General features: G+C 66.7%; 11 protein-coding genes. 6 read left to right on the forward strand and 5 right to left on the reverse strand.

The window, feature by feature from the left end:
* Positions 1-9: 9 nt before the first annotated feature.
* Positions 10-990, reverse strand: a complete 981-nt coding sequence (locus HALXA_RS02265; RefSeq protein WP_013878682.1) for an AAA family ATPase — start codon at positions 988-990, stop codon at positions 10-12.
* Positions 991-1,134: 144 nt separating this feature from the next.
* Here HALXA_RS02265 and HALXA_RS02270 point away from each other — a divergent pair, with 144 nt between their 5' ends.
* From HALXA_RS02270 to pheT, 4 genes are all read left to right on the forward strand, one after another.
* Positions 1,135-2,730, forward strand: coding sequence for a tryptophan--tRNA ligase (locus HALXA_RS02270; RefSeq protein WP_013878683.1), 1,596 nt, complete (start codon positions 1,135-1,137; stop codon positions 2,728-2,730).
* A 107-nt stretch (positions 2,731-2,837) separates the two neighbouring features.
* Positions 2,838-4,271 (forward strand): hypothetical protein, encoded by a 1,434-nt coding sequence (locus HALXA_RS02275; RefSeq protein WP_013878684.1) that lies wholly within the window; start codon positions 2,838-2,840, stop codon positions 4,269-4,271.
* Positions 4,272-4,617: 346 nt separating this feature from the next.
* Positions 4,618-6,144, forward strand: a complete 1,527-nt coding sequence (gene pheS / locus HALXA_RS02280) for a phenylalanine--tRNA ligase subunit alpha (RefSeq protein WP_013878685.1) — start codon at positions 4,618-4,620, stop codon at positions 6,142-6,144.
* Positions 6,144-7,856: a phenylalanine--tRNA ligase subunit beta gene (gene pheT / locus HALXA_RS02285; protein ID WP_013878686.1), complete on the forward strand. Its 1,713-nt coding sequence runs from the start codon at positions 6,144-6,146 to the stop codon at positions 7,854-7,856. Before pheS ends, pheT begins: the two co-directional genes overlap by 1 nt.
* Before the next feature lie 251 nt (positions 7,857-8,107).
* On the opposite strand, the gene HALXA_RS02290 is transcribed toward pheT, so the two are convergent.
* Entirely contained in the window at positions 8,108-8,305 is a 198-nt protein-coding gene (locus HALXA_RS02290; RefSeq protein WP_006111025.1) for a hypothetical protein, read from the reverse strand.
* A gap of 233 nt (positions 8,306-8,538) precedes the next feature.
* On the opposite strand from HALXA_RS02290, the gene HALXA_RS02295 reads away from it, so the two are divergent.
* Together HALXA_RS02295 and HALXA_RS02300 are read left to right on the forward strand one after the other, a co-directional pair.
* Positions 8,539-8,847, forward strand: coding sequence for a non-histone chromosomal MC1 family protein (locus HALXA_RS02295; RefSeq protein WP_013878687.1), 309 nt, complete (start codon positions 8,539-8,541; stop codon positions 8,845-8,847).
* A gap of 385 nt (positions 8,848-9,232) precedes the next feature.
* Positions 9,233-10,552, forward strand: coding sequence for an MFS transporter (locus HALXA_RS02300; RefSeq protein ID WP_049895379.1), 1,320 nt, complete (start codon positions 9,233-9,235; stop codon positions 10,550-10,552).
* 137 nt (positions 10,553-10,689) lie between these two features.
* Here the strand turns inward: HALXA_RS02300 and HALXA_RS02305 are convergent, their stop codons facing one another.
* The 3 genes from HALXA_RS02305 to HALXA_RS02315 form a co-directional block, all read right to left on the reverse strand.
* Positions 10,690-11,442: a bacteriorhodopsin gene (locus tag HALXA_RS02305; RefSeq protein ID WP_013878690.1), complete on the reverse strand. Its 753-nt coding sequence runs from the start codon at positions 11,440-11,442 to the stop codon at positions 10,690-10,692.
* A gap of 2 nt (positions 11,443-11,444) precedes the next feature.
* A complete protein-coding gene (locus HALXA_RS02310; protein ID WP_013878691.1) occupies positions 11,445-13,082 on the reverse strand; it encodes a methyl-accepting chemotaxis protein in 1,638 nt (545 codons plus the stop codon).
* Between the two features lie 158 nt (positions 13,083-13,240).
* Entirely contained in the window at positions 13,241-15,031 is a 1,791-nt protein-coding gene (locus HALXA_RS02315; RefSeq protein WP_013878692.1) for a sensor histidine kinase, read from the reverse strand.
* Positions 15,032-15,107 lie beyond the last annotated feature (76 nt).

Raw genomic sequence — 15,107 nt, forward strand, 5'->3', positions numbered from 1 at the left:
CTCGACGAGCTACGGCTCGACGGCCGGCACTTCGACCCGGTTCAGGACGTCCCGAACGACGGTCGCGCCGTCGACGCCCTCGATCTGCGCGTCGGTCGTCAGCACGAGCCGGTGTTGCATGACCGGGACTGCGATCCGCTTGACGTCGTCCGGCGCGACGTACTCGCGGCCCTCGATCGCCGCCCGCGCTCGAGCCGCCTCGTAGTACCGTTGAATCCCGCGCGGCGAGATGCCGATCTCGACCCGGTCGTCGGCCCGGGTCGCCCGCGCCAGGTCGACGAGGTATTCGCGGACCTCGCGGGCCATCGTGATCCGTTCGGGGACGCGCTGTAGTTGGCGGACGCCGCGCGTCTCGAGGACCGGCTCGACCGACGGCATCTTCGTCTCGCGCCGGCTTCGGCGCTCGATCAACTCGAGTTCGCCCTCGCGCTCGGGGTAGCCGATCGAACTCTTGACCATGAAGCGGTCGCGCTGGGCCTCGGGGAGTTCGAAGGTCCCCTCCTGCTCGACGGGGTTCTGCGTCGCGATCACCAAGAAGGGGTCCGGCAGGTCCCGGGTCGTCCCGTCGACGGTGACTTGCCCCTCGTCCATCGCCTCGAGCAGGGCGGCCTGCGTCTTCGGCGGCGCGCGATTGATCTCGTCCGCAAGGACGACATTAGCGAAGACCGGTCCCTCGGTAAACTCGAACTCGCCGGTCGCCTCGTTGAAGACGTGCGAGCCGGTGATGTCGCTGGGCAGCAGATCCGGCGTGAACTGGATCCGGGAAAACTCCAGTCCCAGCGCCTGCGCGACCGTGAGCGCGGTCAGCGTCTTCCCGGTCCCGGGGACGTCCTCGAGGAGGACGTGGCCGCGTGCGAGCGCGGCGGTCAGGACGGTTTCGAGGAATTCGCGGTCCGTGATCACCGCGTCGCCGATCCGGTCGATCACTTCGGTGCAGGTGTCGCTGGCGGCGGCGACCGAGCGGCCCGGGTCCGGGTCTGCGTCTGCCATCGGTCGTCGTTGTCGGCGCCGTCACATGAAGATACTGGCGATCCGACGCGTTTCGCGGGCGGCCCGATCCGGTCCCCCGTGGAGCGCAACGGCGAGCAGCGAGAAGCGAAGGCTTTTGCGCACCCGAGCGCCAAAACGACGATAATGACCGGAGACGATCCACTCGAGGAGTCTACTGACTTCGAGCCCGAGTCAGGAGAACCGTTACCGGACGGCGGAGCAGCAGGCGCGGACGACGTCGCGCTCGACCCCTGGGGCTCCTCGAGCGTCTCCGACTATCGCAAGCTCTTCGAGGAGTTCGGCATCGAGGAGTTCGACGAAGTATTAGACGAGGTTCCCCACCCCCACTACCTGATGCGCCGTGGCGTCATCTTCGGCCACCGCGACTACCGACCCGTCGCCGAGGCGCTGCAAAACGACGAGCCCGCGGCGGTGCTGTCGGGCTTCATGCCCACCGGCGACCCCCACATCGGTCACAAGCTCGTCTTCGACGAGATCATCTGGCACCAGCAGCAGGGCGCCGACGCCTACGCGCTCATTGCGGACCTCGAGGCCAACGCCGCCCGCGGGATGAGCTGGGAAGAGATCGACGAACACGCCCGTGACTACCTCCTCTCGCTGCTCGCGCTGGGCTTCGACCCCGAGGAAGGAACCCTCTACCGCCAGTCAACGAACCGCGAACTGCAGGACCTGGCCTTCGAACTGGGCGCCGACGCCAACTTCTCCGAGTTCCAGTCGATCTACGGCTTCGACGGCGAGACCGACGTCTCCCACATGCAGTCGGTCGTCACCCAGATGGCCGACATCCTCTACCCGCAACTCGAGGAGCCCAAGCCGACCGTCATCCCGGTCGGCCCGGACCAGGACCCACACGTCCGGCTCGCGCGGGATTTGGCCGAGCGGATGCGCTTCTTCAAGGTCTCGGAGGCGTACGCCAGCTTCGAACTCGAGCCCGCGGAGCGCGTACTGGTCGCCGACTTCCACGAGCGCCTCGACCCCGCTGACTTCGACGACGACACGCTCCGGTGTACCCACGTCGCCGAGGCGCTCGAGGAGACGCCCCTCTCCGAGCTCGCAGTCGACGCGAGCACGCTCGACTCCGTCCTGACGAAACTCGAGGAAGGCGGTATGGAGCCGCTGCGGCCTCGTATCCGCTTCTTCGACCGGCGCGCGACCGACGAGGCATTCGAGGCCTTGATCGACGCCGTCGACGGCGAGAAGCGCGTCTACGAGAACCACGTCGACGCCTTCGACCTCGAGCGCGCGGAAGCCGAGGAACTGGCCCGCGAGATCGAAGTCGAGAACGGCGGCTACGGCTTCCAGCCGCCCTCGTCGATCTACCACCGCTTTATGACCGGCCTCACGGGCGGCAAGATGTCCTCCTCGATCCCCGCTTCGCACATCTCGCTGCTGGACGACCCCGAGGACGGCTACGACAAGGTCAAGGCCGCGACCACGGGCGGGCGCGAGACCGCCGAGGAGCAGCGCGAGAAGGGCGGCCGCGCCGACGAGTGTCCCGTCTACGAACTCTACGCCTACCTGCTGGCCGGCGACGACGACGAGTTCGCCAAGCGCGTCTACGACGAGTGCGTCGGCGGCGAGCGTCTCTGTGGCGACTGCAAGGAGCAGGCCGCCCAGCTCATGAAGGAGTTCCTCGAGGAACACCAGGAGAAGCGCGAGGAAGTCGAAGACCTGCTCGAGGAAGCGGATATCGAACTCGAGTCGCCGCGTCGGCGGTAACGGCAGCGTTCGGACCAGTACCGGACTCGTTTCGCGTCCTTTTCCCTAACTTACAGGTCGATGTCTGACGAAGTTATATAGGTCAGTTCGTGAAACCACTCGGACGGATGCCCCGCCCTCCCCGCGATACGCTCCTCGTCTGCGCGGACGTCCTCGGCGCGTTCGGCGTAACGGCGGCGGATATCGACCGTCGGCGGGACGGACCGAGCGACGAGTCGCTCGAGGCAGCCCTCGCGGACGCCCTCTCGGACGGCCGGAATCGAACGACCGTCCTCCGGCGGACCATCGCTCGGAGCGACCGAGGGCTCAACTGCGCCGCGCGCTACGCCCGAGAGTCCCTCGAGCGGGAGTTGACGGCCGTCTTCGAGGCGATCGACTGGTCATTTTCGCTCTCAGCTACGGGGCGTGGAAGGGGAGCACCGCAACAGATGTACCTCGAGGCGACCGATCACGGCGGCCGCCGCCGCGAGACGACGGTCGAGTACCCCGACACCCCGCTGGGCACCGACAACCTGCCCGCGGTCCTGCACGCGATCAACGACTCGCTGCTTTCCGGCACCGACGCCCGGTTCGTCCTCCTCTCCTCGGGCGTCGACCGCTGGCGGGCCGCGCTGGTCGACGAGCGCGAACTCGAGCGACTTCGGGATCGGTACGGCCCGCGGATTACGGCGGTCGAACGGCCCTTGCTTCCGGACCACGGCCTCGAGGCGTACGTCCCGAGCGAAGCACCCGACGGTGCGGACGAGCCGTGGCCCGCGTGGGCGCACGACCGTGAACGTGACCGACGTAGCGGCTACGACGCCAGCGACGAGACGACCGTACTCGAGAGGGAGAGCGAGAGCGAAGACGACGGAATCGAATCGCTCATCGAAGAGGCCGAGAGCGGGGTCGAGTCGGCAAGCGAACGGAGCAACGTGACTGAAGCCGCGCCGTCCGACGCCGACGCTGCGTCCGAAACTCAGCAGCAAGAAACCGACACGGCGAATCGGACCACGTCGCCGCCCTCAAGGAAGGCCGATGGATTCGAACTCCGCGGTTCCCCGACCGTCTCGCGAGTCAGCGATGGCGAGGATTCGTCGCGGACGACCGCTGAAGCCAGCGAACGAGGATCCGATGACGCTCGAGCGGACGCCGCCAATAGCGAGTCAGAATCAGTGTCAACGTCGGTGTCGGCAGCGAAATCGGAGTCGGAACCAGAATCAGATGACGACGGATTCGGCACACTCTCGGGAACGACCACCACGACGCGCGTCTCGAACGACTCCTTCGGCTCCGACGTCGAGTGGGAGACCGAAAACGAGCGCTACCGCGCACTCGGGGCCGCGCTCGGCGCCGGCGGGAACGTCTCCGTCGAGGGGCTGCTCGAGGACGACGACTTCCTCCCGGAGCTGCCGGCGGTCGAACCCGAGGAGCAGCGGATCGAGTTCGACGATCCGTTCGATCCAGACGCGGTTCGGGAGGCGAAGGCCGCCGCAGAGCAGTCGGGATTCGTCTGGGTTGATTCGGGGACGCTCGAGACGACGCGGCTTTCGAACGGCTGAGCGGGCGCGGGCCGCCGTCCGGTCTGGTACCAACCCGCAACGTTTTTGCTTGCCCTCTCGCATCGAACGCATATGGTATCCGAATCCCACGCCGGAGGCGTCGTCAGTCAGCCCCAGCGGCCGCGATCGGGATTCGGCTTCTTCTTCCGCGCGTAGCGCGGGTCGGCGGACCCGCGGGCGTCCACACCGGACGGCCGCGGCGAAACCGACCGTACGCCGCCGATCGCTTCGATCGGCGGCTCTCTGTCGTTCGGATCGGGACACCAGCGTCGCCGTAATCGACCGCACGCCGCCGATCCGAGTCGGAACCGCTAACTGACCGCCCGTCAGCCATCCAAACAAGCGAATGCAACTTCCAGAATCACAGGTCGCGGTCTTGGAGGCCGCGAGCGCGGACGAGGCAACGTCCGTCGACGCCCTTGCCGAGGCGACCGACCTGCCCCCGGAGACCGTCACCGGCGCGGTCTTCGAACTCGAGGACGAGGGGCTGGTCGCCGTCGACGAGCGGGTCGACGAAACGATCGCACTGACAGACGAAGGTCGGGAGTACGCCGCCGAGGCGCTTCCCGAAGTCCGACTCTACGAGGCCGCCCTCGAGGCCGGCGCCGACACTGATCCAGTCCAGATGGGCCAGGTCATCGGCGCGTCGGGACTCGAGGGGCCGCAGGTCGACATCGCGCTCTCGAACTACGCGCGCAAGGGGTACGGCACGATCGACAGCGGCGAGATCACCGCCGATTCCGACGCCGATCCCGACGCCGACGCGGAGGCGAACGCGCTCGCGACGCTCAAGGGAACGGGCGAGACGCCTCGCGACGCCGTCGACGTCGATGCGGACACGCTCGAGCAACTCGACCGGCGCGGACTGGTCGGGATCTCGGAGACGACCGTCCGCGAGGTCACGCTGACCGAGCGGGCCGTCACCGAGCTCATGGCCGGCATCGAGACCGCGGAAACCGTCGGGCAGGTGACGCCCGAACTCCTCACGAGCGGCGAGTGGGAGGACGTGGAATTCGCCGACTACAACGTCGAGGCCGACGCCGAGCAGTTCGAGGGCGGCAACGTCCACATCCTGCGCCAGACCGCCGAGCGCGTGAAGGACGTCCTCGTGGGCATGGGCTTTCAGGAGATGGAAGGTCCGCACGTCGACGCGGACTTCTGGATCAACGACTGTCTGTTCATGCCCCAGGACCACCCCGCCCGGACCCACTGGGACCGGTTCGCCCTCGAGGAGCCGACGCACATCGACGACCTTCCCGAGGACCTCGTGGACCGCGTCGAGCGCGCCCACAAGGAGGGCGTCGGCGAGGACGGCGAAGGCTACCACTCGCCGTGGGACGAGGACTTCGCGCGGGCGCTCGCGCTGCGCGGGCACACGACCTCGCTCTCGACGCGCTACCTCTCCGGCGAGCAGATCGGCGAGATCGAGCCGCCAGCGCGCTTCTTCAGCGTCGAGAAGGTGTATCGCAACGACACGCTCGACCCGACCCACCTGCTCGAGTTCTTCCAGATCGAGGGCTGGGTGATGGCCGAGGACCTCTCGGTGCGAGACCTCATGGGCACCTTCGAGGAGTTCTACGCCCAGTTCGGCATCGAGGACATTCAGTTCAAGCCCCACTACAACCCCTACACCGAACCCAGCTTCGAACTGTTCGGCACCCACCCGACCACCGGTGAACTGGTGGAGATCGGCAACTCGGGCATCTTCCGCGAGGAGATGCTCGAGCCCCTCGGTGTGGAGTGCGACGTGATGGCCTGGGGACTGGCCTTGGAGCGCCTGCTCATGCTGATGTACGGCTTCGAAGACATCCGCGACATCCACGGCACGCTGTGTGACCTGGAACTGCTGCGCAACACGGAGGTGACCTACTGATGCCCACGGTCGACATCGACCCCGACGAACTGCGCGACCTGACCGGTCGCGAGGAGAAAGGCGACGAGGAACTCAAAGACGATCTGTTCGGCCTCGGCCTCGAGTTCGAGGGCCGCACCGAGGGCGGCGCGTTCGAACTCGAGTTCGCGCCCGACCGCCTCGACCGGCTCTCCGTCGAGGGCGTCGCGCGCTCGCTACGATACCAGTACGGCGACGCCCGCGGGGTGCACGTCCCCTCGACAAATGACGCCGACTGGACTATCGAGGTCGACGAGTCGGTCCCGGACGAGCGCCCCTACGTTACGGGCGCCGTGATCCGCGACGTCGATCTCGACGACGAGGCCCTCGAGTCCCTGATCCAACTGCAGGAGAAGCTCCACGCGACGATGGGCCGCAAGCGCGCCAAGGGCGCGATCGGGATCCACGACCTGACGATGCTCAAAGGGAGTCCCGCCACCGAGGGCAACCCGACGATCGAGTACGTCGGTCTCGAGCCCGACGAGGATACGTTCGTCCCCCTCGATTCGGATCGGGAGATGTCGCCGGCCGAAGTGCTCGAGGAGCACGGGACCGGCCAGACGTACGCCGATCTCGTCAGCGAGTACGAGCGCTACCCGGCGATCTACGACGACCTCGGGCTGTTCTCGTTCCCGCCGGTCATCAACGGCCGCCGCACCGAAGTCTCGACCGACTCGCGGGACCTGTTCGTCGAGATGACCGGCACCGACCAGTGGACGATCGACAAGATGCTCAACATCGTGTGCTACGCGCTGGCCGGTCGCGGGGCCACCCTCGAGGAAGTCACAGTCGAGTATCCGGACCACGAGATCGTCCGTCCGGACCTCTCGACGAAGACGAAGACGGTCGCTCACGACCGCATCGAAACGATTCTCGGCATCGACCTCGATCCCGACGAAGTGATCGATCTAGCCGAGCGGTCGGGCCTCGAGGCGGAGAAAGACGAGGACGACGACGGCGATCTCGTCTACGAGGTGACCGTCCCGCCCTACCGCGTCGACGTCCTCCACCCGCTCGATATCATCGACGACCTCGGGCGCGCCTACGGCTTCAACGACCTCGAGCCGCGCTACCCCGATGTCGGCACCGTCGGCGGCCGCCACGAGCGCTCCCGGCTCGAGCGCTCGGTCCGCGAGCAACTCGTCGGGCTGGGCTTCGAGGACCTGCTGAACTTCCACATGATCAACGAGGCGGCGAACTACGAGCGCCTCGACGTCGAACCGGGAACGGACGTCTACGGCGCCGGCGAGCCTGCGACGATCAAAGAGCCCTACAGCGAGGACTTCACGATGCTTCGGACGTGGGTCACGCCCTCGCTGCTGATGGTCTTAGAGCGCAACACCCACCGGGCGTACCCGCAAGACCTCGCGGAGATCGGTTTCACCGCTGAGGTCGACGACAGCGAGAACACCGGCGTCGCCGAGCATCGCCGCGTCGGCGCGGTCCTCGCGAGCCACGAGGCCGGCTACGAGGACGCCAAGGCGCGCCTGCAGGCGCTCTGTCGCCGGTTCGACGTCGACCTCGAGACGCCGCCGACCGACCACCCCACCTTCATTTCGGGTCGAACGGCGAGCGTCGTCATCGACGGCGACGAAGTAGGGGTTATCGGCGAGGTGCATCCGAAGGTGCTCGTCGAGCACGACCTCGAGGTTCCGGTCGCCGGCTTCGAGTTCGATCTCGCGGCGCTGCGTTAGGGACTCGAGCGAAGCCCTCGCCTCGTTTGCTGTAGACACCGTATCGTACCGCGAGCGAACGAAGTGAGCGAGCGGGCCGACGACTGACCCGGAGAGCGCGGCGCTACGCGTCGCGAACAGGCGAACGGCCGGAGGCCGTGAGCCGAGGGGAAGGAGGAGTGCTTTTCATCGAAGTTTTGTCGAGCGACGACGCGCCGTGCGGCAGCTACGCTGCCGTCGGCGCGAAACGAGCGCAGCGCAAAAGTTCGGTTCTAGAATTCGTGCTCGACGTCTTCCTCGTCCGCCTTTTGGATGATGATCTTGCCGTCTCGGACGCGGACGAAGACCTCGTCGCCGATATCCATGCCCGCGACTGCGAGTTCATCCTCGTGGAGGTTGAGGTGGACGTTGTGGTAGTTTCCATCTTCGTCTTTCGCACCACTCGGACTCAGCTTCTTTTTCCGTACCATCGCGGGATTCTATGCCGAACTTCGCCGTAGGATATACTTAAGTGTTTTCGACGCCTCGGCGAATGACCTTGTTACACACCGGTTCAGGAGGAAAGTGGACGGAGCGGCGACAGACGGTTGATACTGCGGGGAAGATGCGCACCCGCCGCACTTAAAGATACCGCCGCAGTCGGTCGATTTCGGGGGATATCTTTATGTCAGGTCGTGTGCTGAATTGACACGGAGGCGAAACCATGGTACGTGAAGACGGCAAACGGAACTTCGCACTGCGCGATTCGGACGGCGAGGAGACGAGCGTCTTCTCGGGGAACACCCCGCGACAGGCGGCGCTCAAGGCGGCCCGACGGCTCGAGCCCGGCTCGAGCGAGGCGGACGCCGACCGAGTCGAACTGAAACTCCGAGAGAAGGGGACGGACAAGGTCCACATCTACGAGGGCTGGGCCTGGGAGCAGACGGCCCCCGACGACAAGCCCGACTGGATGCCCGACGAGATCACGGAAGCGAACGTCTCGAAGCAAGGCATCGAACACCTCGAGGAGTGACGACGGCCGACGGTATTTTCTCGGTAGCCTCACACTCCGAGTGACAACTGTATAGACCGTGTAGTTTAACCTGTGAGCTTCGGTACGAGATTTCGATACAAATGTGGTTTAGACCAGCTGTAGACCGCCGACCGTCAACTTCCTAAAGGACATTATATCCCTTGGAGCGTACGGGGGTGGGACAGTATTGTTGTATTCAGATAATAATTAAGCTTATATGACATCGAGCGTCCATTGTTACTCGATATATGAACCAGATCGTCCACCGTATCGGTGATAGAGGACAAGATTGTGCGTTCAAAATAGAGTGTGACGAACGCGCTCAGTTCGAACTCGAGCCGGCAAAAACGGACCCGGATCCGGAAGCTGAGGTGGTGGCATGAGCCTGATCCCCGGCAAGTGGAAGAACCTCCTCCTCGCGACGGCGATGTTCAACCTGGGATTCGTCATCTGGTTCTCCTTCGCTCCGTTCACGGGCGAGATCGCCGACGAGTTCGGCCTCTCGGTCGCGCAACTCGGGATCGTCTCGAGCGCGGCCGTCATCGCCGTTCCGCTCGGTCGCATCGTTATCGGACCGCTGACCGACAAGTGGGGCGCACCGGTGACCGCCGGCGGGACGATGGTGGTCGTGGGGACGTTCGCGATCATCAGCGCGTTCGCGCAGACCTACGAGGTGTTCACGGCCTCCCGTATTATCGCGTCGCTGGCGGGCATCACGTTCGTCATCGGCATTCAGCACGTCTCCGAGTGGTTCGAAGAGGAGGAGCTCGGCACGGCCGAGGGGATCTTCGCCGGCATCGGCAACGCCGGCGCGGGCCTGGGCGCGTACTTCACGCTGCCGCGGCTCTTCGGCGAGGGGTACGTCGGCCCGCTGTTCGACGCCAACTGGCGCGCCGCGTTCTTCTACACCGGCGCGCTGGCCGTCGTCGTCGGCATCCTGTACTTCGTCTTCGGCGACGCCGCCAAGAGCGAGCGCAAGCGCGAGGCGACGAAAGCGAGCGTGAGCCTGAAACAGTGGTGCTACATCGCGACCCGCTACGGCGCGGTCGTGCTCTCGGTCGCCTACGTCATGACCTTCGGCCTCGAGCTGGCGATGAACGGCTGGCTGGGAACCTACTACCGCGAGGCGTTCGGCCAGAGCGACATCGTGATCGCGGCGACGTTCGCGGCGACGTTCTCGATCGCGGCCGGCCTGCTGCGCCCGATCGGCGGCTACGTCAGCGACCTCGTCGCGCGCAAGGAAACGGACATCCTCCCGTGGTTCGAGGGGCGCTACCGCGAGCAGTGGACGTTCGCGACGCTCGTGTTCGTGATGTGTGCGATGTTCGGGATGACCGCGGCCGGCCTGACGGGCAACATCTACGCGGCCGTCGTCGCCGGGTTCCTCGTCGGGATGGGCTGTGCGTTCGCCGAGGGGGCGATCTTCGCGCAGGTGCCGGCGATGTTCCCCGACAGTTCGGGCAGCGTCGCCGGCGTCGTCGGCGGCATCGGCTCCTCGGGCGGGTCGATCTACCCGCTGATCTTCGCCGCGCCGTTCCTGCCGAACCTCCACCTCGGCTACGCGGTCGTCGCCGCGACGATGATCCCGATCATCGCGCTGTCGGCGTGGGTCTTCCAGCCCGATATCGCCGACCGCGCAACCGAGGACGGTTGGGTCGTCGACGCCGAAGCGTCGACCGCCGGTCCCGCGCCGAGCGACGATTAATCCGGACGGCGACGCTCGCAGCCGATCCGTCGCAGCGTCCACTCGAGGCGCAGCGACTGGCAATCGGACGGTCACAAACGAACTGCGGTGTAAAACTCCGAGCGGAACGATCGGAACCGGAATCGGAATCGAGCGGTTCAGTCGGCCGTCTCGACGTTTTCGGCGGTTTCGGCGCGGCTACTATCCTCGAGGTCGGCGTCGGTTCGAGACGAGCGCAAGCCGCCCCCTTCGGCCGCCGCCTCGAGCGCGTCGACGTTTCGCAGGACGAGCCCGGCGAACCCGAGCAGGAGGATGGCTTCGACGTAGACGAGCGTCAGCAGCGCGACGAAGTCGTCGACGAGTCCGAGCCCGTCCGCCGCGATGAGGCCGTTGATGACGAGTCCGATCCACCCGAGGACGATCAGATGCTTGAGCTTCGTAAACAGCAGCGACCGCTCGCCCGATCGGGACGCGGCGGCGCGCGTAAACGGACCGTACAGGAGGTAGATGCCGGCGATCAGCAACGCGAACGGCAGCAGGGACGCGATTTGCCCCGCGATGCCGTCGAGGAAGTAGCCGACGAGCGTGATCCAGACCCGGCCCAGCACGATCGCGAGCAGGAGCAGCGCCGCCCGCCGATCGACGCCGGCGATGGCGCTGGTCACGTAAACGATCGGGATCCACATCGCGGTGTATCCCAGGAATCGCGCCAGATCCGTGTTGCCGCCGATAACGAATTCGATAGCGGTCATGCCGACGTACGCGATCGCCATCACGCCGACGGCCGCCGTCGCGGCGTACCCGTAGCGTCGGCACGCCGCCGGAAGGCGCCGCGTCCAGGCCAGAAACGCGAGCGTCGCGACGACGAAGACGAGCGTCGAGACGCCGATGGCGGTTGCGGTATCGACCACGATCAGTCACCTCCGCTCCCGGCGGCGAGTGTCGGCGCCGCGCGTCCGCCCTCCTCGAGCGTGAACGCGTCGAGGAGCCGCTTCAGGTCGCGCGCGTCGTCGCCGAGGTCGGTCGCGGTCGTCGAGACCGAATCGATCGTGGCGCTGGTCTCCTCGGAGGCGGCGGCGACCTGCTGGGCCTTGGTCGCGGTCTCGTTCGAAACCGCCGCGACGTCGTCGACGATCGCCGACAGTTCCTGGGCGGAATCTGCCTGATCGTCCGCGGTCGACGCGATCTGCTGAATGCTGCCGTCGACCTGCTCGACTTCGCCGGCGATCGTCTCGAGGCGCGACTCCAGATCGTCGACGATCGTCGCCGTCGACGTAATGTTCGACTCGACCTCGCCGATTTCGTTTGCCGTCGTTTCCGTTCGGTCGCGGATCGACTCGAGCGTCCCCTCGATATCGTCGACGGCGTCCATCGTCTCCTCGGCGAGGGCCTTGATCTCGTCGGCGACGACCGCGAAGCCGCTGCCGTCGGCGCCGGCGGTGGCGGCCTCGATCGAGGCGTTGACCGCCAGCAGGTTCGTCTGGTCGGCGATGTCGTCGATCAGGGCGATGATCTCCTCGATCTGTTCGGTCTCGCGGGTGAGCTCGTCGGCGGTTTCGACGACCGTCTCCGTGTTCTCGACCAGTTCGTCGATGTTTTCGGCCGCCTCGGCGGCCGCCTCGCGGCCCTCCTCGGTCAGCTCGGTGACGGATTCGGACTGATCGGCGATCTCGCCGGTGGTCGAGGCCACCTCCTCGGTGGCCGCCGAGAGGTCGCTGACTTCCGCCGCCGCCGCGTCGAGGTCGTCGGTCTGCTCGGCCGCCCCGTCGGCGATCTCCTGGACGGAATCGGCGACTTCCCGGCTGGCCGTCCGGATCTCCGCGCTCGAGTCCTCGAGTTCGACGGAGATTTCCTCGACGGCGTTCGCGGACCCCCGAACGTCGACCATCGTCTCGCTCATCCGGTCGAGCATCTCGTTGAACGACGTCGCGATCGCCGCGATCGCCTCGTCGTCGACCTGCGGCTCGAGTCGCTGTGTGAGATCGCCGTCGGCGCAGGCGTCCATGACCTCGGAGAAGCGCTCGGCCTCGGCGACGAGCCGCTCGTTCTGGCGCTCGATCTCCGCGCGGGTCTCCTGCAGTTGTTCGCGCTCGTCCTCGAGTTGGTCGGCCCGCTCCTCGGCCTCCCGCTGGGCCTGCTGTGCGCGCTCCTGTTCGGTTTCGAGGTCGGCGAGGGTGTCCTCGAGCGAGTCGCGCATCCGCGCGACCGAGCCGTACAGCTCGCCGATCTCGTCGACGCGATCGGTCTCGAGGTCGACGTCGAACTCGCCGTCGCCGATCCGCTCGGTTCCGTTTCCGAGTCGGCGAAGCGCCAGAGAGACGTTCCCGCCGAGGACGATCCCGAGCAGGCCGAGGTTCATAACGAACACGACGACCAGCCCCGAGAGGCCCGCGATCGCACGGGCTTCGGTCTCCTCGGCCGAACCGGAGACGACGTGCTGTCCGAAGACGACCGCAAAGAGGAGGGTGACGCCGATCACACACCCTAATATTGCGGCAATTTTGACACTGTACTGGCGGCGGATTCGATTCGGTATGACGGTTTCTATCATCGTGTCTGCTCGCCGAACGGAACCACCGGAGAGCCGGTGGCTAACGGCTAGTGGACCAACTCTCCGAGAGCGGGATAACTGTTATCGCCGCCTGAAAGTTCATGAAAGATGCCGAGCGACACGGATATCGGACGGACGATCGCCGAGTTCGATCCGAGTTACTGGAACGGGACGTTCGAGTTCGACTGCGAATCCGAATCGAAGCCTGCCTTCGCGACCGAGCCGACGACGGGCTCGGTCGCGTCACTCGTCGCAATCTCGAAGCGCGCGCCGCCCTGCTTGCCGTCGGTCACGGAGACGTCCCAGCCGTGGGCCGAGACGACCGTCTCGACGATCGACAGTCCGAGACCGGTACCGCCGGCGCCCGAGTACCCCTCCTCGAAGACGCGCTCGCGGCGGTCCGGCGGAACGCCGGCGCCGTCGTCCTCGAGCGCGAACCCGTCGTCGGTGCCTTCGACGAGGATCCCGACGCCGGCGTCGTTGTGCTCGACGGCGTTGCGGACGAGGTTCTCGAGCGCCTGCTGAAGCCGGCCGGGATCCGCCGCGACGGTCGGCAAATCGCGCGTCTCGAGCGTCGCGTCCGACGTTTCGACGCCGGTCCACGCATCGCGCACGACCGACTCGAGGGGGACCGATTCGATCGACCCGAGCTTCGCGCCGTCGCGGGCGAGCAGGAGGAGGTCGTCGATCATCGACTCCATTCGATCGGCGGCGGCGGCGATGTGCTCGAGGCGGTGCAGTTCCTCCGTCTCCGCGATCAGGTCGGCGGTCCCCGAGATCACGTTCAACGGGTTTCGGAGGTCGTGGCTGATCACGGACGCGAACCGCTCGAGGTGCTCGTTCTTCCGGACGAGTTCGCGCCGGCGGCGCGTGCGCTCGATCGTGTGGCCGATCAGTTCGCCGAGCGTCCGGAGCTGTCGGCACAGTCTGTCGGGCCACGGTCGGCGGTGATCCTGCCCGACGACGAGGACGCCCCGCAGCTCCCAGTCGATGACGATCGGCACCGCGAGCAGCGCCTCGAGGCCGCGTCGCTCGAGGTATGGGTGGGTATCGCCGGCCTCGCCGCCCTCGTTCGGGCCGAGGTCGCCGATGAATCCGTCGGGAACGTCGATTTCGGGCCGATCGGTCGTCGGCGGGATCGCGTGGGCGTCGTACTCCCGGAGCGAGTCCTCGAAGCCGGGAAACGCGGACGGCTCCATCGGCTCGACGTCCGAAGCGTCCGCGGACAGCGTGCCGTCCACATCCGGGACGGAAGCCGAAGCAGTCGGCGCCGACTCGGGCGAATCGGCGCCCGACCGTGCGGCGTCCCAGGCGTGGGTCGGCTCGAGTCGCGCCGCCTCCTCGTCGTAGTCGAACACGAGACAGCGGTCGGCGTTGAGCCGGGCACCGATCGAGCCGAGCGCCCACTCGATCTCGACGTCGACCTCGTCCGGCGCGGCGCCCATCAGCGAGCGCGCGATCTCAAGGACGGTGCCGCTGACGTCCGAAATCGAGGCGTCGTAGACGTCGTCGATCCGGGCCCGGAGACGCGCCGCCGGATCGGACTCCGGCGCGGCTCCCGCGTCCGACGACTCGGACCGGTCGGCGCGACAGACGACGTCGGCGACGTCGGCGCGCACCAGCGATCGAACCCGATCGGGGTCGAACGACGGGACGACGGGAACGATCGGCAGCGACGGCCGCGCGGCGCGGACGGACTCGAGCGAGTCGGCCCACGACCGGCCGTCGATCCGCTCGCGGAACGCCTCGGTCACGACGAGACAGTCCACGTCGGGATCGACCGCCCCGCGGAGGTCGTCGACCTCGTCGGCGGCGACGTCGGTGACTCGATACGGCGGCTCGATCGCCGCGGCGAGGCCCTCGCGGCCGCCGTCGACGTCGGCGTAGCGGACGTGAAACGAGCGGCGACTATCTCTGTCCCCGTCCCTGTCCCTATCTACTCCTGCCACTGTTCTCGACCTGCGGTTCCCGAACTATTCGCCAGAATTCGAATATAGCTTGTGGCAGATTCGCGCTCGATCTCGA

It is taken from the genome of Halopiger xanaduensis SH-6, from assembly GCF_000217715.1.
GTDB lineage: Archaea > Halobacteriota > Halobacteria > Halobacteriales > Natrialbaceae > Halopiger > Halopiger xanaduensis.